This window comes from Botrimarina mediterranea (assembly GCF_007753265.1).
GTDB lineage: Bacteria > Planctomycetota > Planctomycetia > Pirellulales > Lacipirellulaceae > Botrimarina > Botrimarina mediterranea.
On sequence record NZ_CP036349.1, the window covers coordinates 2097160 to 2117435 of the forward strand.

The 20276-nt window shown below is 63.7% G+C and carries 17 protein-coding genes; 5 read left to right on the forward strand and 12 right to left on the reverse strand.

Annotated features, from left to right (window positions below; all coding sequences use genetic code 11):
• Positions 1 to 69 precede the first annotated feature (69 nt).
• Positions 70 to 1788, forward strand: a complete 1719-nt coding sequence (gene ggt, locus Spa11_RS08420; protein WP_145110691.1) for a gamma-glutamyltransferase — start codon at positions 70 to 72, stop codon at positions 1786 to 1788.
• A gap of 75 nt (positions 1789 to 1863) precedes the next feature.
• Here ggt and pyrF read toward each other — a convergent pair whose 3' ends face one another.
• Complete coding sequence (pyrF, locus tag Spa11_RS08425; RefSeq protein ID WP_145110694.1) at positions 1864 to 2772, reverse strand: orotidine-5'-phosphate decarboxylase; 909 nt, start codon at positions 2770 to 2772, stop codon at positions 1864 to 1866.
• A 188-nt stretch (positions 2773 to 2960) separates the two neighbouring features.
• Between pyrF and Spa11_RS08430 the strand changes: the two genes are divergently transcribed.
• Positions 2961 to 4010: an ROK family protein gene (locus Spa11_RS08430; protein WP_145110697.1), complete on the forward strand. Its 1050-nt coding sequence runs from the start codon at positions 2961 to 2963 to the stop codon at positions 4008 to 4010.
• Between the two features lie 233 nt (positions 4011 to 4243).
• On the opposite strand, the gene Spa11_RS08440 is transcribed toward Spa11_RS08430, so the two are convergent.
• The 10 genes from Spa11_RS08440 to Spa11_RS08485 form a co-directional block, all read right to left on the reverse strand.
• Positions 4244 to 4546: a hypothetical protein gene (locus Spa11_RS08440; RefSeq protein ID WP_145110700.1), complete on the reverse strand. Its 303-nt coding sequence runs from the start codon at positions 4544 to 4546 to the stop codon at positions 4244 to 4246.
• Positions 4547 to 4560: 14 nt separating this feature from the next.
• Positions 4561 to 4965, reverse strand: coding sequence for an ATP synthase F1 subunit epsilon (gene atpC, locus Spa11_RS08445; RefSeq protein WP_145110703.1), 405 nt, complete (start codon positions 4963 to 4965; stop codon positions 4561 to 4563).
• A gap of 83 nt (positions 4966 to 5048) precedes the next feature.
• Positions 5049 to 6488, reverse strand: a complete 1440-nt coding sequence (gene atpD, locus Spa11_RS08450) for a F0F1 ATP synthase subunit beta (protein WP_145110706.1) — start codon at positions 6486 to 6488, stop codon at positions 5049 to 5051.
• 114 nt (positions 6489 to 6602) lie between these two features.
• A complete protein-coding gene (atpG, locus tag Spa11_RS08455) occupies positions 6603 to 7502 on the reverse strand; it encodes an ATP synthase F1 subunit gamma (protein ID WP_145110709.1) in 900 nt (299 codons plus the stop codon).
• A 90-nt stretch (positions 7503 to 7592) separates the two neighbouring features.
• On the reverse strand, positions 7593 to 9137 hold the full coding sequence (gene atpA, locus Spa11_RS08460) for a F0F1 ATP synthase subunit alpha (RefSeq protein WP_145110712.1): 1545 nt from the start codon (positions 9135 to 9137) through the stop codon (positions 7593 to 7595).
• Positions 9138 to 9299: 162 nt separating this feature from the next.
• Positions 9300 to 9926 (reverse strand): ATP synthase F1 subunit delta, encoded by a 627-nt coding sequence (gene atpH / locus Spa11_RS08465; RefSeq protein ID WP_145110715.1) that lies wholly within the window; start codon positions 9924 to 9926, stop codon positions 9300 to 9302.
• Positions 9927 to 9983: 57 nt separating this feature from the next.
• Entirely contained in the window at positions 9984 to 10568 is a 585-nt protein-coding gene (atpF, locus tag Spa11_RS08470) for a F0F1 ATP synthase subunit B (RefSeq protein WP_145110717.1), read from the reverse strand.
• A 93-nt stretch (positions 10569 to 10661) separates the two neighbouring features.
• On the reverse strand, positions 10662 to 11015 hold the full coding sequence (locus Spa11_RS23590) for an ATP synthase F0 subunit C (RefSeq protein ID WP_391503319.1): 354 nt from the start codon (positions 11013 to 11015) through the stop codon (positions 10662 to 10664).
• 47 nt (positions 11016 to 11062) lie between these two features.
• Entirely contained in the window at positions 11063 to 12082 is a 1020-nt protein-coding gene (gene atpB / locus Spa11_RS08480; protein WP_145110720.1) for a F0F1 ATP synthase subunit A, read from the reverse strand.
• 7 nt (positions 12083 to 12089) lie between these two features.
• Positions 12090 to 12512 (reverse strand): hypothetical protein, encoded by a 423-nt coding sequence (locus tag Spa11_RS08485; protein ID WP_145110724.1) that lies wholly within the window; start codon positions 12510 to 12512, stop codon positions 12090 to 12092.
• A 494-nt stretch (positions 12513 to 13006) separates the two neighbouring features.
• Between Spa11_RS08485 and Spa11_RS08490 the strand changes: the two genes are divergently transcribed.
• From Spa11_RS08490 to Spa11_RS08500, 3 genes are all read left to right on the forward strand, one after another.
• The gene (locus tag Spa11_RS08490; RefSeq protein WP_145110727.1) at positions 13007 to 14104 is read left to right on the forward strand and encodes a DUF4912 domain-containing protein; all 1098 of its coding nucleotides are present in this window, start codon (positions 13007 to 13009) and stop codon (positions 14102 to 14104) included.
• Positions 14105 to 14581: 477 nt separating this feature from the next.
• The gene (locus Spa11_RS08495; protein WP_145110730.1) at positions 14582 to 15121 is read left to right on the forward strand and encodes a CHRD domain-containing protein; all 540 of its coding nucleotides are present in this window, start codon (positions 14582 to 14584) and stop codon (positions 15119 to 15121) included.
• A gap of 373 nt (positions 15122 to 15494) precedes the next feature.
• Positions 15495 to 17999 (forward strand): beta-propeller domain-containing protein, encoded by a 2505-nt coding sequence (locus Spa11_RS08500; RefSeq protein ID WP_197529842.1) that lies wholly within the window; start codon positions 15495 to 15497, stop codon positions 17997 to 17999.
• An 83-nt stretch (positions 18000 to 18082) separates the two neighbouring features.
• Here the strand turns inward: Spa11_RS08500 and Spa11_RS08505 are convergent, their stop codons facing one another.
• Positions 18083 to 19873, reverse strand: a complete 1791-nt coding sequence (locus Spa11_RS08505; RefSeq protein WP_145110736.1) for a hypothetical protein — start codon at positions 19871 to 19873, stop codon at positions 18083 to 18085.
• Between the last annotated feature and the right edge of the window lie 403 nt (positions 19874 to 20276).

Below are 20276 nucleotides of genomic sequence, written 5' to 3' on the forward strand. Positions count from 1 at the left end.
TAAGTTCGCTTGCTGCTTGCCGATTCGAATTGAGGCCCACTATCCCTCTGCCGCTTAGTGATTGCTCCGATGAAACATCCCGCAGCCGAGTCGCGTCTTTTTTCGCTCCTGCTGAGCACATGTCTGTTGACCGCGTCGGTCATGGTGGGCGCTGAGCCTGCCGAGTTCACCGCGACGGGGAGCGACTACGCCGTTGCTTCCGTGCATCCGATCGCAACCGACGGAGCGATGGGCGTCTACGCCGAAGGGGGGAATGCTGTTGACGCCGCTATTTGCGCCGCCCTCACGCTCAGTGTCGTTGATAACTTCAACTCTGGGATCGGCGGTGGCTGCCTGATTCTGATTCGCTCGCCCGAGGGGGAACTGATTGCGATCGATGGCCGCGAGATGGCGCCTGCCGCCGCGAGCCGCGACATGTTCATCCGCGACGGCAAGGCAGACCCCGAGTTGAGTCAGGTTGGGCCGTTAGCGGTCGCCACGCCCGGCGCGCTGGCGGCGTATGCGATGGCGCTCGAAGAGTGTGGCTCAAAGCCTCTCTCACGCCTTCTCCAACCGGGCCTCGAAGCGGCACGAGATGGTTTCACGCTCAACCGGACCTACTTGAATCGGCTGAAGTCCGTCACGAAGTCGCTTCGCCGCTTCCCCGGCACGAAGGCTCAGCTCCTCGACGCCGAGGGCAATCCGCACCCTGTCGGGTACGTGCTCAAGCAACCCGACCTAGCCAAGACCTTCGAAGGCGTCGCGCGCGAAGGGACCGACTACTTCTACCGCGGCCCCGTGGCGCAGCGCGTTGGCGCGTGGATGGCGGAGAACGCCGGCGTGCTCACCGCCGACGACTTCGCCGCCTACGAGGCAAAGAAACGGACGCCGATCGTCTCGAAGTACCGTGGGCTGACGATTGTCGGCTTCCCGCCCCCGAGCAGCGGCGGCGTCCACGTCGCGCAGATGCTGGGGATGCTTGAGCCGTTCGATCTTGCTGCGGCGTTCAAGAAGGACCGTTCCAACGCGATCCACCTCGTGGCCGAAGCGATGAAGCTGGCCTTCGCCGACCGGGCCTATTGGCTCGGCGATTCGGACTTTGTGGACGTGCCGCGGGGGCTGATCGACGCCGATTACATCGCGGGCTTGTCGAAGAAGATCGACCCGAATAAATCGACCGCTGTCGAAGGGCAGGGAACGCCGCCGCAATGGCGCCAGGACCTGTTCGGGCGGCACACCACGCACATCGCCGCCGCCGACAGTAAGGGCTGGTGGGTGGCGATCACAGCAACGGTGAACACCACGTTCGGCTCAAAGGTGATCGTGCCGGGGACGGGCGTCGTGCTAAACAACGAGATGGACGACTTCTCTGCCCAGCCCGGCGTGCCCAATGCGTTCGGCCTCGTGGGCATGGAAAACAACAGCGTCGCCCCCGGCAAGCGACCGCTGTCGAGTATGAGCCCGACGATCGTTCTTGATCAAACTGGCGAGCCATTGATGACGGTTGGCGCAGCCGGGGGACCGAAGATCATCACCCAAGTGCTGCTGGCGATTATCGGCGTCGTCGACGCCAAGCTCTCGCTCGCCGACGCGATCGCCCAGCCCCGCTGGCACCACCAGTGGCGCCCCGACGAGCTAAGCTTCGAAGACGCCACGCCACTCGGTGACGCGCTTCCACTACAAAAGAAGGGCCACACGATTGGCACGCTCGGCTCGGGCGGCGTCTCGCAAGGCGTCATCCGCAACGACGACGGCAAACTTACCGCAGTGCGCGACCCGCGCGTGCCCGGCAAAGCCGCTGCTCGCTGACGCAGAAAACCCAATGACCAAGCCCCAATAACCGGGGGAGCGGCCGCGCCCAACTCATTGGTCATTGGACATTCTTCATCCAGGCATGACTTCGCGAAGTTGCTGCACCGCTTCTTCGGCGGCGACGCGGACGGCGGCCTGCCAGCCGTCGGCGTGGGGGCGTTTCTCGTAGGCGAAGATCACGCCGCGTGAGCTGTTGACCACGGCGCCGAGGCCCTTGGCGTCGAAGCCGCCCGCCACATCGGTCGCCGCGCCGCCCTGAGCTCCGAAGCCGGGCACGAGGAACCACGTGTGCGGCATCGCGGCGCGGAGTTTGGCGAGTTGTTCGGGATAGGTCGCTCCGACAACGGCGCCGGCGACGCCGTAACCACACTCGCCTACGGTTGCTTTGGCGATCGAATCGACATAGTTGCCGACTTGTCGATAGAGCGGCTGACCGCCCGACTGCTGATCTTGGAAGAGCCCGCCGCCCGGGTTCGAGGTCTTCACGAGGATGAAGACGCCGCAGCCGCGTTCGGCCGCGATGTTGGTGAAGGGCTCAAGGCTGTCGTCGCCGAGGTAGGGGCTCACCGTCAGCGCGTCGCCCTTCCAAGGGCTCGTGGCGCCAAGCCAGCCGTCGGCGTACGCCTCGGCGGTCGAGCCAATGTCGTTGCGTTTGCCATCGATGCACACCAACAAACCCGCCGCGTGGGCATGGTCGATCACCGCCGCCAGCGCCGTCATGCCCGCCGGGCCGAGCTGCTCAAAGAACGCCGCCTGCGGTTTGATGATTGGTGTCAGGTCCGCGACCGCGTCGATCACGCCACAAGAGTGTGCGCGAAACGCCTCGGCGACCTCCGTCAGCGAAGCGCCATCCGCCGGGCGCAACCCCTCCGGCAACTGCTGCCACCGCGGATCGAGCCCCACCATCAGCGGGCTACGCTTGGCAAGGATGGCGGCGGCGAGGCGGTCGAAGAAAGGCGTCTCAAGCGAAGGCATCGGCATTGGCGGGGGTTAATAGGGCGGCAGATTCTACTGCGAAGACGACGCCGTGCCCAAGCGCAACGGACCGAACACGAGTACTAGGTCACGGGGCTTGGCTACGATATTGGGCTTGGCTAGATCATGGGGCTAGGCTGAACTCGGGGGATTCGCTGACAATCAATGCCCCCCCCTTATCCAACGGAAAAGCAATGCCCCACTATCTCGGCGTCGACATCGGCGGAACTACCAGTACGCTTGCTATCGGTGACGAAGTTCGCCGGGTGATCGCGGTCAGCGGTCAGTTTCCCACGTCACCCGACGAGGGACCAGCGCCCGTCATCGAGGCGATTGTCGAGCAAGCGGCTGCCGAAGCAGGCCGCGTTGGCTTGTCGCTCTCGGACATCGCGACGGTCGGACTGGCGACGCCCGGGCCGGCGTCGCACGACGGCGTTCTGCACATGACGCCGAACCTGAAGGTCGAGCACTGGGACCAGTTCCCGATTCGCGCCGAGCTTGAGAAGGGGTTCCAACGACACGCCCCGGAGATCAGCGTCCGCTACATCGGCGACGGCCAGGCCGCGGCCTACGGGGAGTACATGGTCCGCAGCCGGTCGGTGCAATGGGATCGCCTCCCCGCCGACTCGCTGCGCGAGGAAGAACTCACCTCGCTCTTTATGGTAATCGTCGGCACGGGACTGGGGGGTGGCGCCGTGATCGACGGCCAGCCGATCCGCGGCCGCCAGGGCCGCGCCGGTCACTTCGGCCATATCTTGCTCCCCGAATACGCCTTCCGCCACGCGCAGTATCGCGAGCTGCGTGTCGGCAACGCCCTGGCGACCGCCGAATCGGCGATCTCCCTCACCGGGCTCGCGCACCAGCTCGGGCACTGCCTGTCGCTCGACGAATGGCGCGACCACCCGCTGAACAATGCCGAAGGAACCGTAAAGCAAAAAGCCAAAAAACTCCGTGAGCTCGCCGCCGCGGGCGACCCGCTCGCCAGACAGTTGTTCGACGACCAGGCGCGGGCGTTGGGAATAGCGCTTCTGTGCGCGAACTACCTGGGCGACTACGACCGCTTGGTGATCGGCGGCGGCGTCTGCGACCTCGCCCCGGAGCTCCGCGAGCGCTACCGCAAGATTGCCGAGACAGCCTACCACGAGCACGCCCTAGAGGGCTTCCGCGACCTCGACCGACTCGAGTTCAGCGTCTGCGGCGACGACGCGCCGGTGATCGGCGCCCTGGCCTGGGCGACGCCGTGATGACTATCACGCCGTCGCTGGCAATCGACTTCTCGACATCGGCAGGAAGTTCGACACTGACAAAATAGCCGACGGGATAAAGGTAATCCTCGCCGCCCTCGTCGATCACACGAAGTTAACCGTTCTGAGCCGCGTCTTCGTCCGGCAGCAACTCGTAGGGCTTACGCACTTCCACAGAGGCGCGTAGTCGATGTTGTTGACGCAGATCACGTACTTTATTTGAGGAGCCGGCTTCACTCATGCCGATGCGGCACTTTGTCCACAGCCTGCCAATAAAAAAGATACGTTTCATGAAGGCCGCGGTCAAAAGACACGCCGTCCTCGTCAACAATGGCAATCAGACCTTCGTCAGCCAGAGCACTGCCGCCGTCTAGGATTACAAGCAGACCGTGAAATAATCCGGCCAGTTCTTGGTCAATTATTGACTTACAATCCTGATCTTTAGCCGCTTCGACTTTCGCGACAAGCCGTTGCGAGGTCGCCCTGAATGAAGCGACCACGTCGCGTAAGAACGGTTCTTGCAGTCGGCTACTCAAGTCTAGTCGCTGAGTTAACGGCCCTTCTTCGCCAGCCGCAGCTGCGCGCGGGCTTGATCCAGCGTGCGTTGACGCGAGGCGATGCTCTCTTCGCCGCTGGCGGTTTGGGTGAGGGCGGCCTTGAGCTGCTCCTCGGCGGCGGCGGCGTTGATCTCGGCGGCCGGCATCGCGCGGTTGGTCATCACGTTGACCACGTTGTCGGCGATCTGAACGAAGCCGCCATCGACGTACAGCGTCGTTGTTCCCGCGGGGGTCGTGAGCCGCATCTCGCCGAAGCCGAGGCGGCCGATCATCGGGGCGTGGCCGCGGAGGATGCCCACCTCGCCGTCAAACAGCGGCAGCACCACGCTGGAAGACGTCGTCTCGAGGACGGTCTGTTCGGGCGTGACAACGGTGACGGTCATCTCAGAAGCGGCCATAATTTACTCAACGGTCAATCGCTAGCTGGCTGCGAAGCAGTCGGCATCTGACTGCCCACTGCTCACCGCCGACTGCCCACTCACTACTTCTGACTCTTCTTCCACTGCGCCTCGGCCTGCTCGATCGCGCCGACGTACATGAACGCGCTTTCGGGCAGGTGGTCCCACTTGCCTTCGTAGATCTCGTTGAAGCTGCGGATCGTGTCGGCGATCGACGTGAACTCGCCCGGCTTGCCGGTGAAGACTTCGGCCACGTAGAACGGCTGCGACAGGAACCGCTCCATGCGGCGGGCGCGGTGCACGACCTGCTTGTCCTCTTCGGACAGCTCATCGACACCGAGGATCGCGATGATGTCTTGCAGCTCGCGGTAACGCTGGAGCGTGGTCTGCACGCGGCGGGCCGCGTCGTAGTGCTCCTGACCGACGTACTGCGGGTCGAGGATCCGCGACGACGACGCCAGCGGGTCCACCGCCGGGTAGATGCCCTTCTCGGAGATCGAGCGCTCGAGGTAGAGGAACGCGTCGAGCTGGCCGAACGCGGTCGCTGGCGCCGGGTCGGTCGGGTCGTCCGCCGGGACGTACACGGCCTGCACCGAAGTAATGGCGCCCTTCGTCGTCGAGGCGATCCGCTCTTGCAGGGCGCCCATCTCGCTGGCGAGGGTCGGCTGGTAACCCACCGCCGAAGGCATCCGGCCCAAGAGAGCCGACACCTCCGAACCCGCTTGCGAGAAGCGGAAGATGTTATCGACGAACAGCAGCGTGTCGGCGCCCGTCTCGTCGCGGAAGTACTCGGCCATCGTCAGCGCCGACAGCGCGACGCGGAGACGCGACCCCGGCGGCTCGTTCATCTGACCGAACACCATGCAGGTCTGGTCGATGACGCTCTTGCCGGTGTCGCCGATCTTGGCTTCCTGCATTTCGAGCCAGAGGTCGGTCCCTTCACGGGTCCGTTCGCCGACGCCCGCGAAGACCGAGTAACCGCCGTGCTGCGTGGCGATACGGGCGATCAACTCGGTGAGGATCACCGTCTTGCCCAGGCCGGCGCCGCCGAACAGACCGGCCTTACCGCCACGGACGAACGGCGTCAGCAAGTCCACGACCTTGATGCCCGTCTCGAAGATCTGCGTGTCGGTCGTCAGGTCCTTGAGTTCCGGCGCGTCGCGGTGGATCGGCCAGCGCTGGGCGGCGTTGCAGGGGCCACGACCGTCGATCGTGTCACCGGTGACGTTGAACACGCGGCCGAGCGTTTCGATACCCACGGGGACCGACACGGGGCCGCCCGTGTCGAGCACCTCGGCGCCGCGGACCAGGCCGTCGGTCGAGCCCAGCGCGACGCACCGCACGCGGCCGCCGCCGAGCTGCTGCTGCACCTCGCCGGTCAGTTTGATCGAGACGCCCTTGGTCTCGGTCTCGATGCGGACGGCGTTGTAGATCGCCGGCAGCTGGTCCTCGGGGAACACGACGTCGAACGTCGAACCGATGACTTGGGTGATGTGACCGATGTTTTGTGTAGCGGTAGACATGCTTGAGGCGCTAGGCGCTGGTTGTGAGGCGCTAGTTCTCGCTAGGACGCGGTTGTGGTTGTTCGGTCTCTTGTCGGTACTCACGCCTAGCGACTAGCGCCCAGCGCCTCCCAACTAACTTATCGCGTTCACGCCGCCGATGAGGTCCATCAACTCGTTAGTGATGCGGCCTTGGCGGGCGCGGTTGTACTGCATGCTGAGCGACTTGATCAGGTCGTCGGCGTTCTCGGTCGCGGCCTTCATCGCGATGCGGCGGGCGATCTGCTCGCTCACGGCCGAGTCGAGGAAGCACTTGAAGAGCTTCACCTTGAAGCTTGTCGGCACGACCTCTTCGAGGATGCTCTTGGGCGACGGCAGGAACTCGTAGATCGAACCGGCCGCGGCTTCCTCGCTACTGGCTTCGCTGCTGGATTCGCCGGCGTCGCCGAGGAGCGACCCTAGCGGCAGCAGCGTCTCGACCGCCACGACTTGCTTGGCCGGGTTGATGAAGCGGGTGTAGACCACGTCGAGGCGGTCGAGTTCGCCGGCCGCGTAAGCGTTGAGGTAGCGCTGGGCGATGACCTCGACCTCGTCGTAACGGGGCTTGTCTTCGAAGTGGAGAAACTGCTGGCTGGCGGTGAGGCCGCGGTACTTCATGCCGCCGACGCCACGCTTGCCGCTGACCTCGAGGGTGACGTTGTCGGCGACCGTCTCCAGCACGTCCCACTGCCGCAGGCCGGCGCGGATCAGGTTGCCGTTGAAGCCGCCGCACAGACCACGGTTGGCGGTGAGCACCAGCAGCGTGGCGTTCTGGGTCTTCTCACGTTTCTCGAGCAGCGGGTGGCTGACCGTGAGGCCCGACTTCATCAGGTCCGACACGAGCTGCGTGACGCGGTCCGTGTAGGCCGTCGCCGCCGACGCGCGGTCCATCGCCTTCTTGAAGCGCGCCGTCGCGATCAATTCCATCGTCCGCGTAATCTTGCGGATGTTCTTGACGGACTTGCGTCGCTTGTCGAGTTGACGGGGGTTGGCCATTGCGGATTGGGGATTTCGGATTGCGGATTGATGATCGGACGCGGCCAGGGACTACGGAATCCGCAATCCCCAATCCGCTATCCGCAATACCTAAGCGCCTGCCAGCGCCGGGGCGGTCGCCTTCGACGGCGCCTGGAACTGGAGCTTGAACTCGGCGATCGCGTTCTTGATGGTCTCGGAGAGTTCGGGGCTGATGTCCTTCTTGTCGCGGATCTCGGCGCCGATCTCGGGCTTCTGGTCATGCAGGAACGTGAGGAACTGCTTCTCGAACGCCAGCACGTCGCTCACGGCGACGTCGTCCAGGTAGCCCTGGGTGCCGGCGAGGATCAGCAGCACCTCGTCCTCGGTCGCCAGCGGCGAGTACTGGCCCTGCTTGAGCAGCTCGACCATGCGGTAACCGCGGTCGAGCTTGCCCTGCGTGGCTGGGTCGAGCTCGGTGCCGAGCTGCGCGAACGCCTCGAGTTCGCGGAACGCCGCGAGGTCCAGACGCAGACCGCCCGCCACCTTCTTCATCGCCTTGATCTGGGCGGCGCCGCCGACGCGGCTCACCGAGATACCGGCGTTCATCGCCGGCTTCACGCCGCGGAAGAACAGGTCCGGTTGCAGGTAGATCTGGCCGTCCGTGATCGAGATGACGTTGGTGGGAATGTAAGCGGACACTTCGCCTTCGAGCGTCTCGATGATCGGCAACGCGGTGATCGAACCACCGCCCAGCGCGTCGGACAGCTTGGCCGAACGCTCCAAGAGGCGGCTGTGGCAGTAGAACACGTCACCCGGGAACGCCTCACGCCCCGGCGGACGCCGCATCAGCAGCGACAGCTCACGGTAGGCGACGGCTTGCTTCGAGAGGTCGTCGTAAACCACCAGCGCGTGGCCGCCGTTGAACATGTACTCCTCGGCCATCGCCGTCCCCGAGTAGGGGGCGATGTACTGCAGCGGCGCCGGGTCGCTGGCGCCGGCGACGATGACCGTCGTGTAGTCCATGGCGCCAGAGTCGCGGAGCTTCTCGACGATGCCGGCGACGGTCGATTCCTTCTGACCGACCGCGACGTAGAAGCACTTCACGCCGGAAGACTTCTGGTTGATGATCGCGTCGATGGCGACGGCGGTCTTGCCCGTCTTGCGGTCGCCGATGATCAGCTGACGCTGGCCGCGACCGATCGGCGTCATCGCGTCGACGGCCTTGATGCCCGTCTGCATCGGCTCGCCGACCGGCTGGCGCTCCGACACGCCCGTGGCGATGACCTCGACGGGGCGGCGCTTGCTGGTGTTGACCGGGCCCTTGCCGTCGAGCGGTTCGCCGAGCGCGTTCACCACGCGGCCCAAGAGTTCGTCGCCGACCGGCACCGAGAGCAGCTGGCCGGTCGTCTTGACCTCCTCGCCCTCGTTGATCTTGAGGTAGTCGCCGAGAATGATCACACCGACCGAGTTCTCTTCGAGGTTGAACGCCAGGCCGGTCACGCCGCTGGCGAACTCGACCATCTCGCCGGCCATCACGCCCTTCAGGCCGTAGACCCGGGCGATGCCGTCGCCGACCTCCAGCACCCGACCGACCTCACGGACGTCGACCTGAGCGCTGTAGTTGGCGATCTCTTGCTGGATGACCGAAGCGATCTCGTCGCTGTTGAACTTCATCGCGTTTCTCCGGGCGGCCTTTGGCCTCTATAAATTCACCACAGAGGCACTGAGGACACGGAGGGAAGCACCGAGTTCAACGATAGGACTCGTGCCGATTTTCCCCGGAACCTACTCAGTGCTTATCTCTGTGTTCTCCGTGACTCTGTGGTTAATCGCTTTTCAGTCCGCCAGCGTGAAACGCTGCGGTTGGGATTCAATCGCGGCGACCGTCTGGTTGACGATCGCTTTGTGTGCCTTCGCGAACGCGGTGCGGACCGAACCATCGTAGACCTTGTCGCCGACCCGCACCTCCAGGCCGCCGACCAGATCGGGGTCGATCTCGACCGAGACGATCGGCTCAAAGCCGGACGCCTGGCGGATCGTGTCCTCGATCTCTTTGAGCAAACCGTCATCGACCGCGTGCGCCAGACGGATCACGACCCGGGCGCGGTTGTTAGATTCTTCGTACAACTTGCGGGCTTGACGGGCGACTTCGCCGACCAGCTCCATCCGATCGTGATCGCTCAGCACCTTCAGCAGCGTCACCACCACCGGCGCCACTCGTCCGCCGAGCACCCGGTCGATCATGCCGACCCGCACGTCGTGATCGACAAACGCCGATCGCATCGCTTCGGCGAACTGCGGGTGCTGGGCGAAGACCTCGGCCTGGACCGCTTCGAGGTCGGCGACAACCGACTCGTCGTCGCCCGCCGCCCCGAGGAAGCCCTGGGCGTACGTCCGCGCGATCCGCTCGGCCGTCACGTCCATGACGGTCTCGTGCTTCGGTGCGCGGGATTCCGTTGCCATGGGAGAAGGGCTAGGGGTTGAGGGGCGAAGGGGCTGAGGGAACTGCGAGCGAGACAATCAGTTGGCGCTGGGACCATTGCCGCCGAAGCGGCCGAGGGCTTCGCGGACGATCTCGCTCTGGCGGGCCGGGGTGATCTCTTGCTTCACCACGCGGCCGGCGAGGTCGATCGCCAAGCCGGCGGTCCGTTCGGCCAGGGCGCGGACGGCGGCGTCCTTGGCCTGCTCGATGTCGCGGGTGGCCCGCTCACGCTCGGCGTCGAACTCGGCCTTGGCGTCGGCCTTGGCCTTGGCGATGGTCGTCTCGGCGTCGCGGTGCGCCTCGGCGAGCATCTCCCGGACTTGGTCGGCGGCGCCGGCGATCTTTGCCTGGTGCTCCGCCAGCAAGGCCTTGGCCTCGTCGTGCTGACGCTGCGCCGCGGCGATCGCCCCGGTGATGTTGTCCTCCCGGGCCTTCAGCGCCTCCATGATCGGCTTCCAAGCCACTTGGCTGAGGATCGCGAGCATGGCGAGGAAGACGACGAACGTCCAAATCGCCAAGTCGGGATCGGTCGCCAGTGGGTCGGTAGACCCCTCAGCCGCCTGCGCTGCGCTAGCCGACATTAGCATCGGCAACGAGAACAGAAATAGTCGAGCCTTCATCATGGTTCTTACCAGCTACTCAATTGCATGGGGCCTGCTCCGTTACGGCCGGCCGGAGTGTGTCCAGCCGGCCGTTTCCGAAGCGACTCGACCGATTCAAGAGATGATGAAGCCAAGCACAATCAGGGCGAAGAACGCGGCGCCTTCAATGAGGGCGGCAGCGATGATCATGCCCGTCTGAATGCTGCTGGCGACTTCGGGCTGACGGCTCATGCCTTCAACCGCTTGGCCGCCGATGCGACCGATACCGAGGCCGGCGCCCAAGATCACAAGCCCGGCGCCAATGCCAAGACCCATACGGCTGTAGCCGTTGGTCTGCGCTTCGGTGACCTCGACCTGACGATCGTGGATGAGCTGCGCTGCCTCGTCGTCGGCTTCTTGAGCGAACCCGACCGAGGGTAGCGACAAGACGGCCAGCGTTAAGCAGGCGATACGGATCAGGTTAGCCACAGTTGGATCTCCCACTTTGAGTAAAGCGTCTTCTGCCGTTTCTGAGGTCAGTGCGGATGCACGACCGATCCAATAAACAGCGAGGACAAGAACACGAAGATGTATGCCTGTAGGAAGGCGACGAACAACTCAAGAAGACTCAGTGCAGTGCCGCCTAGAATGCTTGCGGGCATGACGCCCCACCACACGACCGAGGCGGCCGTGTAGCTGATGAAGCCGATGATCACTGCCAGCACGATGTGGCCAGCAAGCATGTTGGCGAGCAAACGCACAGCAAGCACGCCGTGCTTAACAAACAGGCCGAACATTTCAATTAAGAAAATCATCGGGACAAGGAAAACGGCGATGGGCGTCGGCAAATCCATGTGGGGCACCTGGGCCTTCAGGAAGCCCGCGAACCCGTACTTGCTGATGCCGACCCCAGCGACGGTGATGAACGTTAGGAACGCCATCGCTCCTGTCACGGCGAGCGACGCCGTCGGCGAGCCGAACCACGGCAACATGCCGAACAGGTTACAGCCCAGCACAAAGAAGAACACCGTCCACAAGAACGGCAGGTAATCGTCGGCGTCGTGCTCGCCGATGGTCGGGCGGGCCACTTCGTCGCGGATAAACAGCAAGAAGGTCTCGAGCAGGTTGGCGAACCAGCCCTTGGCGGCAGAGCCGGCCTTGATCCTGGTCGCCAGCCAGCCGAACAGCAGCACGCTGATCACCAGCACCAACAGCTCGATCACCATGAACTTCGTGAAGACGAAGTCCATCGGCAAGAGCGACTTGTCCAGAACCGAGACGCCCGTCTTCAGTTCGACGACGGGCTTGTACTCGACATGGCCGTGATGTCCGCCGTCGTGATGATCTCCACCGACGGCGGCGGCGTCATGGTCGTGGTCGTGATCGTGGTCGTCGCTAGGCTTCGCGGTCGATAGAGGCGTCGCCAGCGGCTGGGGTAGATAGAGGTGGCCGTCGGAGCCTTCCGGCGCCATCCCACGCGGCACGTGGAAGTACGGCGCGTCCTGAACGTGCTCGAAGAGCACCTCGGGAGACAGCGGGTTCTTTCCAGCGGCCATCGGCGGATCAGTTCCTTTCCAGGGCGGCGGGTCGGTCCGGCTTCGGCGCCGCCAAAGACCGTTGACCTAACGTCGTTGCAGCGATCCCCTCGCCCGCGATCAGGCTCAGGTAGAGCGGCACGGCGACCAGGGCGATGACCTTGGGCTCAACGCCGCTGGTGGCGATGCTCGCCAGCACGGCGATCGCGGCTAGCATCCCGCGGACGCCCATCGTCAGCAGCATCCTCTCGAGCGGTCGTTCGATCCGGGACAGCTTGGCGATCGACTCGGCGACAACGTAGATCGCGAAGGTCGCACACACGCCGCAGGCCGCGACGACCGCCGCCGTGGGGCCACCAAAGATCGCCGCCGCGGGCAGCACAATCGCGCCGGCCACCAGGATGGGGGCGACGCCGAGTAGCGTGTTGCGGTCGAGGGCGGTGGTGGTCATCGGGAATCGCCAACCCCTGCGGAGGGGGGGGCGGAAGGGCGTCTCGGGAGTCAATCTGGGGGTGCTGAACACTTCCTGTGCTGCCACCGATTGCTCGTGAGACCGCACATCGTGCCCGCCGGACTAGCAATCGTCAACGGGCGCAGATTCAATTCGTGCAATTTTTCACAAAGTTTCCATCGCCTTCGCAATGATCGGATAAAGCCTTTAATGGAAAGGGTTTATGATCATTCAAGGGTGTGTGGTGGGGGGCGACAGGGCCCGAAGGCGGGTCACCCGACGCAGGAGGGGCGTTCGCGGCGACGGCGGCTCCATTGCGACGCAAATCGTTTCTGGATAAGCGTTTAGGGGTGATCACAAGCCCTCTTTGCCACGTCGGGAATAAGTTGCGTAAACACCCCATCTAGCGTATCGTGAAGGTCTCTCCTTCCCGCGCTATCGATACACGCCTTTGCGGTTGCTAGCCCGGCGCCATCCGCCCGATTGGCCAAGATATGAACTCTTCCAAGCTGCGGTCCTACACCGCCAAAGACCTCGCTCAGATGGCGCGCCAGCGTGGCTTCGCCAAATGGCACTCGATGCGGAAGGACGAGCTGATCGAGGCCCTGGCGGCCGCCGGGGTCCAAGAGAACGCCCTCCCGCGTCCCAGACAGACGGACCGTGAGGCGGCCGAGGCCCTCGCCAATCGGGCCGAACGGGCCCGCGCCGCCGCCAGCCGCCCCAAGCCCACCGCCGCGCAGAAGCAGTTGGCCGAGATGCAGCGCCAACGCGCCCGCTTGCAGGACCTCAGCACCGCCACGCCGACCGCCGGCGCCGATCGACTGTTGCTGCTGGTGCGCGACCCCTACTGGCTCCAGGTCACCTGGGAGGTCACTCCCAGCAGCGTCACCCGGGCGCGGACGGCCTTGGGTCAGCACTGGCATGGCGCGCAGCCGGTACTCCGACTCGGTAAGCTCGGCGACGACGGCGCGGTCGGCGGCGTCCGTCAGGTCAAGGTCCACGGCGGCGTCAATCACTGGTACGTCGATGTCACCGACCCGCCGGGGCGGTTCCGCGCGGAGATCGGCTACCTCGATCTGTCGGGGGGCTTCTACAGCATCGCCCGCAGCAACGAGGTGCAGACGCCCGAGGCGAGTGTCGATGAAGTCGGCGAGCACGCCTGGACCGACGTGGCCCGCAACGCGGACCGGGTGTTCGCCCTGTCGGGCGGCTACTCGGCCGACGGCCCGAGCCAGGAGCTCCGCCAAGCGCTCGAGGAGCGGCTGCGTCGCCCGCTGGGCCGGCCGACCGAAACCCGCTTCACAGCGACCGAGGCCCGCACCGATGGCGCGCAGCTGGACGTGCAGATCGACGCCGAGCTCGTCGTCCGCGGCTCGACGGCGCCGCACACGCACCTGACGATCCAGGGCGAGCCGGTCGTGGTGCGTGAGGACGGGGCGTTCGCGGTGAAGCTGCCGTTCCCCGACCGCCGCCAAGTGATCCCCGTCGTCGCCAGCAGCGCCGACGGCATGCACCAGCGGACGATCATCCTGGGCGTCGAGCGCAACACCAAGGCGCTCGAACCCCGCCGCCGCGACACGGTGACCGCTTAGCGCGTGCCTTGAATTGCCCACGGTGTGGGGTAGGGCTGACGGCAAGACTTGTGTTGCTGCGCGGCGCCAACAGCCAGACCAGCTCAAGTGAAACGCTCTGGCTAATTACAAGCAGAAAGCCGCTAGAAGGCCACGAACAGCCCAGAAATAGCGACCCCCGCGCCGAGCCGCTGAGAGGCTCGCTGTCGCGTCTTCACGCGACCCCCGTCATTGAGAGCCAGGAGGGCTACGCGTGCAGCAGCGGGGCTGCTAGGGCCCTTAGAATCGATGCTGTGGCCTACCCCAGGCGGGACTCTTTGTGCAGCCATTCTGCAGCCACCTAGCTGCGTTGGCGCCACCCATTGGAGGTAGGGAGTCGGCACGGCGAATGATTTTACCTGTTCGCCGCAAAGCTAAACGTTGATCTCGGTGAATCCAAAAGGATAGAACAGCCGTACGCTTGGTGTCCCTCTTCTCAACAACATCAAGGAGTCCACCATGCGACATCGTCTTGTTTTGGCCTCGGTGCTGGTTTGTGGCATGACGGCCTTGTCGGGCTCACTCGCTGCGGCACAGAGCTTTCCGGCGTTCTTGTCTGGCGATCAAGAAGTTGGGCCGGTAGCCACCCCGGCAACCGGCATCGGGACGTTGGACCTAACGGGCGGCCCTGGGGCTTGGGTGGCGACTTACTCACTCAGCTACTCGGATCTACTGAGTCCGATCGTCAATCCGCCGGGAGCGCACATCCATAACGCTGCCGCCGGGATGAACGGTCCCGTCGTTCATGGCCTGGACAACATCGCTGCCGCAGTCGGAACGACCTCCGGCGTCTTCACGGGTGACTGGCGTTATGATGACGCGTCCAATCCGTTGACCGACATGCTAGTCGGCGAGTTGTTTGCAGGACGGCTCTACTTCAACATCCACACGGCCCAGAACACGAGCGGCGAGATCCGCGGCCAAATCGTCCCCGAGCCAACATCAATCGTCGCGGCGCTGAGCCTGATCGCCACCGCAGCGACGTATCGCCGGCGTTGAGACCAAAGACCACCGGCTCTAGGCGGTGGGCTAAATCGGCAGTCGCCGTCCGCACAAGAACGTCAGACGCTCTTGTCTAAGGGCCTCGGAGTGACGTTGGCGCTGGGGTCATTCCGAGGGTTTGCGCTGCGGCACGGGCGTGAGCTGGTGGTTAACAAGCGGCGCGCCATTGCTGACACGTCCAACACTCACGGAGAAAGAATTCCGGGGATTGTGCGTGACGGCTCTGACTCTTGAACGGCCTAGGGACCCGAGGCGGTCGTCGCGAATCAGGCGACGGCGATTCGGTCCCCTGGGGTTCTCTTCGATGAAAAGCCGCCGCAGTCGTCGCACATTCCGCTTTCGCAGTGTCGAAAGTCTCGAATCTCGAGCCATGATGAGCGCTGACGGGCTGGGCGCTACGCCGGTTGCGGACGAGCTCGTGCAGACACCGGCGCCGGCCGCGGCCACCTTCGCGTCGCTCGACGACTTGCGTCAGTGGATCACCGAGCAAGCGACAGCCCAGTACGGCGAGTTATTCGGGTCCACGCTGGAGCGTCCGCCTTACTACTTCAACGACAACGATGGAGGGTTCGTCAATTTCGACGGCATCACGATCGAAGCGACGGTACTCAGAGACGCCATGACCCTGATGGCCGTTGCCGACCAGACGAATGTTCAGGTCGAAGGCGTTGACGAAGCGGACCTCGTCGAGACCGATGGCGAGTTCCTCTACATGGTTGCCGGCAGCGAGCTGGTGATCATCGACATCCGCGACCCCGAGAATCTCTCGGTCGCGTCGCGCGTGCAACTGGGCGAAACGCCGGCGGGCATCTATCTGACCGGCGATCGACTCACCCTCGTCTCCACCGGCGCCTCCGGATCGCCTGGTCTGAGCTCGCTCCGGTGGAGTACGCACAGCTATGGGTACAACACGGGAAAGCCGACGGTGACCGTAACGGTGCTCGATGTCAGCGATCGCGAAGCGCCGACACAGGTCGAGCAGACCGAGATTGATGGCTCGCTCGTCTCGTCACGGATGGTGGACGGCGAATTACGGCTCGTGACGCAACAATCGGGTGGCGGCTACTTGCCGCCGCCTCGTTACAGCGCGCCGGCGATCCAACTCGTCACGGCAATCGATGTGATAGGGGTTGACTTCGCGACGGAACTCGAGCCAGCGACGGTAGCGATCCAGCCGATGCGGGTTATCGACGGTCTCTTCGTCATCGATGACTGGCGCCCCCAGGCGATGACTTATCAATACGAGTCGCTTGAAGAGTACGTTGACCGCGTCCTCGCCGAATGGACGCCGACCTACCGGACGCTGTCGGTCGATGGCGAGGTGATCAGCGAGGGGTTGCTCGTCGATCCGATGGACATCGAGATTCCTGCCGATCCCTTCAAACTCAACGGCACGTCGAGGTGGCGGGTCCGCACGACGATTTCGACGTTCGACGTGCTAGATGACGCAGAGGGGCCGTCCGACACCGAAACCATCCGCACGTCCGGCGCCACGACGGTGTATGCCGACGGCGACAATTTGTACGTCTTCGAGAAGATGCCGACCCACAACTCGAACGGCATTTGGGCAACCGGCGCGTATTTCCCTCCCGCAACCCAGGTCACCAAGTTCTCCTTCGGCGACGATGGCGCTATCCATGAGGATGCGACGGGAACGTTCTCAGGAACCCTTCTTAATCAGTTTGCCGTCGATGAGTACGACGGATACCTCCGCGTTGTCACCACCAGCAATGGCTCCGAGGGCCAAGCCCTCTTGATCCTCCAACAGCAGGGCGACGAGCTGGTTGTCGTCGGTTCTGTGAGTGGGCTGGCGCCCGGCGAAGAGTTGCACTCCGTCCGCTTCGTGGGTGAAACGGCGTATGTGGTCACCTTCCGGGTGGTCGACCCGCTCTTCACGATCGACCTCAGCGACCCGACCGCGCCGGTTGTCGAAGGGGAGTTGAAGATCCCGGGGTACTCGGACTACCTCCATCCGATCGGCGAGGGATATCTGCTCGGGATTGGCCGTGGCGCCGACATCCACTCGGGTTACTACGAGGAGATGCAGGTCTCGATCTTCGACGTCACCGACCTTACAGACCCAACGCTGCTGCATCGCTACTCGATCGATGGCGGTCGAAATACGACATCGACAGTCACGGGCCACCAGGGGATCGAAGGCGACGGCGATCATCACGCGACCGCCTACTATGCCGACGCGGGCGTCCTGACCCTTCCGATCGAGGGCCAGTACAGTTGGGGGGGCACGGAAGCACTTTACGAGCCGGGCGAAGGCGGCCTGCTGGTCCTCTCGGTCGATGTCGCCGACGGCATTGAGAAGCTCGCCCTCATCGAACACGAGTCCCCGATCCTACGCTCGGTTCGCGTTGGCGATACGCTGATCGCGATCTCGGCGACACAGGTCAGCTCTCATCAGCTGACGAGTCCCGCTGACTCGATCGATACTATCGATTTGCCGACAGGTGAAGCGGGTCTGGCCGTGCTGACCGAGTTCCTTGCCGAGCAGGAAGCCGCCAACTCTATGCGAGAGATGCCGCAGCGCGTCGCCCGTGAGCGATACGTACCTGCGATGCGGGGGGCGGTGTCACCGAGCCAAGACGTCGCCGCGACGCCGCGGCCCGGTGGCCGTGAAATCTATGCTCCCGCCATGCGACCGCCGGAGCCGTCGATCCGCACGGAAATCCAGAGAGACCCGCTACGGTTGAGCCCTGCGGCGAGCGACGAGGCGCTGCTGCTCTTAGCGAGTGGCGTTGTCTCCGACGCGGACGAGACGCCGTTCAATCCCGCCGTCTGCTTCGAGGCCGGGGTAGAAGAGACTTCCCAGACGACCGAATCCGGCGTGCGCCATTCGTGGCGGCCCAGCGTACGCAGTTAAGCCTTGAGGGCTGCAAAAAGTAACGCCACCGCGCCCAGCGGACGCGGTGGCGTTGTCAGAAGTGACAATCACGATTGCCGCGGCTAGCGTTCGATCGATTGTGACTGGCCACCCGACTTGCTGGCCTCGAAGGCGACCAAGATCAGTTGATCGTTGTTCGCCTTGACGATCCGTCCTCTCGCCGAGATCTGATCGCCCTTGGAGAGCTTCATCGGCAACTCTTCTGGCGAACCAAGATCGACAATCAACTTCTTGCCGTCTTGCGTGTTGACATGGGCGTGTTGACGCTCCGTGCCTCGCACCTCGACGGTCGTCAACGCACGGATATCACCGGTCACCTCACGCAGGTCTTCGGTATTGGGCTGCTGCGGTCTGACCCGTGTGCGCTCGCCGTTGTCGATGATGAGCATCCGGCATAGGACAATCGGTTGACCGCCGCGCGCTTTCACGACGGGGCCACGAACCCGGCACTCGTCGCCCGGTTCGCACGCTTGTTGGCCTTGCTCAGCAGGACCGAGGTCCACCAGCACGTTGCGGCCGGCGTCCGATCGCAGCACCATCAGCTGGCGCTCTTGGCCTCGAACCGTCGCTTTACGCATCGAAGCGACCTTCCCCGAAAAGCTCGGCGACTTGTTCGCCTTCGTCATCTGCGACTCGCTGCTTTGCTGTCGGTCGCGACTGGCCTGATTCGAGCTGGCCTGATTCGAGCTGGCCTGTTGCGAGCTGGCCTGTTGCGAGTTATCTCCCCGCTGGTCCGACCGGCGATCGATCGCAATCGACTCGCCATCGTGCTGGATGCGACTTGCGATGAGAATGGGACGGTCGTTCACTTTGGCCGGCGCCCCTTCGATCGTCACCCGATCGTCTTCGGCGAGGTCGATGTCCAGCTTGCTGGCCGGCCCGAGATCGACGAGCATTTTGCCGCCTTTACTCTTTTCGCCTTTCTTGGCATCCGACCGGTCGGTCTTCACCGTCGCCAGGACGTGCTTGTCGCCGCGGTTCTCGAACTTGCGGGTGCTGACAATCGTCCCCTTCACTTGGGCCCGGTTGCGATTGGGTTTGAAGGTCTCGCCGTCGATCTTTGCCGACTTGGCGACGAGCAGGCGCTTCTCACCGGCCTTCACGACAGGACCGTTTGCTTGGATCTCGGTCCCTTCAGCGATGTCGTGGTCTTTCAGGGCCTTGGCGGGGCCGAGATCGACGGTGCTCTGCTTGCCTTCACCGCCATCGAGGCGGACCAGCAGATGTTCGTTACCACGGACCTTCACCTTCTTGACCTTAGCGACCGTGCCTTGCGTTCGCCGCGCCTTCGCTTGCATCGAACGACCATCGTTGCTGTCGGCGGACTGATCGCCGGCAGAGACATCATTGAAGCTGTAGTAATCGATGTCTTCGTAGATGCCGTCATCGTCCCAGTCACGATAGGTCAGGTACGCGTCATAAAAACCATCATTATCGTAGTCCCGGTACTTCGTGACGTATTCGTACATCCCGTCGGAGTCCCAGTCGCTGTAGTAGGACTGGCCGTCATTCCAGTACCAGTAGTCGTAGAACCAGTCGTCGTTCGCGTAGAGGTCGTCGTAGCCATAGTCCGAGTCGTAGCCGTACTCTTCGTCGTAATGGCCCCCATAATCGAGATCGCCATCGACATCATAATGGTAGCCGTAGTCGTACTCGTAGTCCGTTTCGTCGTCGTTCCATTCACTAGGGTCCGTCCGACGGTAATCGTCGCCGTCGAACCATTCAGTGATGTCGTACCACGGCTCTTCCTCGTAGTACGGCGTGTTGCTGTAGTCGTCCGCGGCGAGCACGGGCATTGCGAGTAGCGGCGCCAGAAGGGCGCCAAGAATCAGTCGCCATCGAGATAAAGTCATCGTTCTCATTCCTTCGGGATTGAGATTCAAAACGGGTACGCCGTCGAGATGCCCACGGGTCCCGACGTCTCGGGCTGGAACAGTGCGGGGCAAGCGGCGCAAGAACCTGACCGGCCTATTGTCGCGGAATGGCCGCAAGGAGCGTGCCAACCGGCAGTCTCAGTTAACGACGCGCTTCCAACAGAACGTAAACGCCATCTCACATGAGGAAGAGCGAGCGGCACTCGGCCCACGGTTGAGCGGACGACACACTCTAAAATCAGTGGGATTCACCGGACGAAGCAAGATTCGACAGTTCGCTTCCTCACCTTATCGAAATTCTCCTGAGCTCGCGTCGCGCTCAAGCAAGCGGACAGCGAAGCGCGGGCGCCGCCGCTGGTGAAGAAATTACCGGATCGGATTC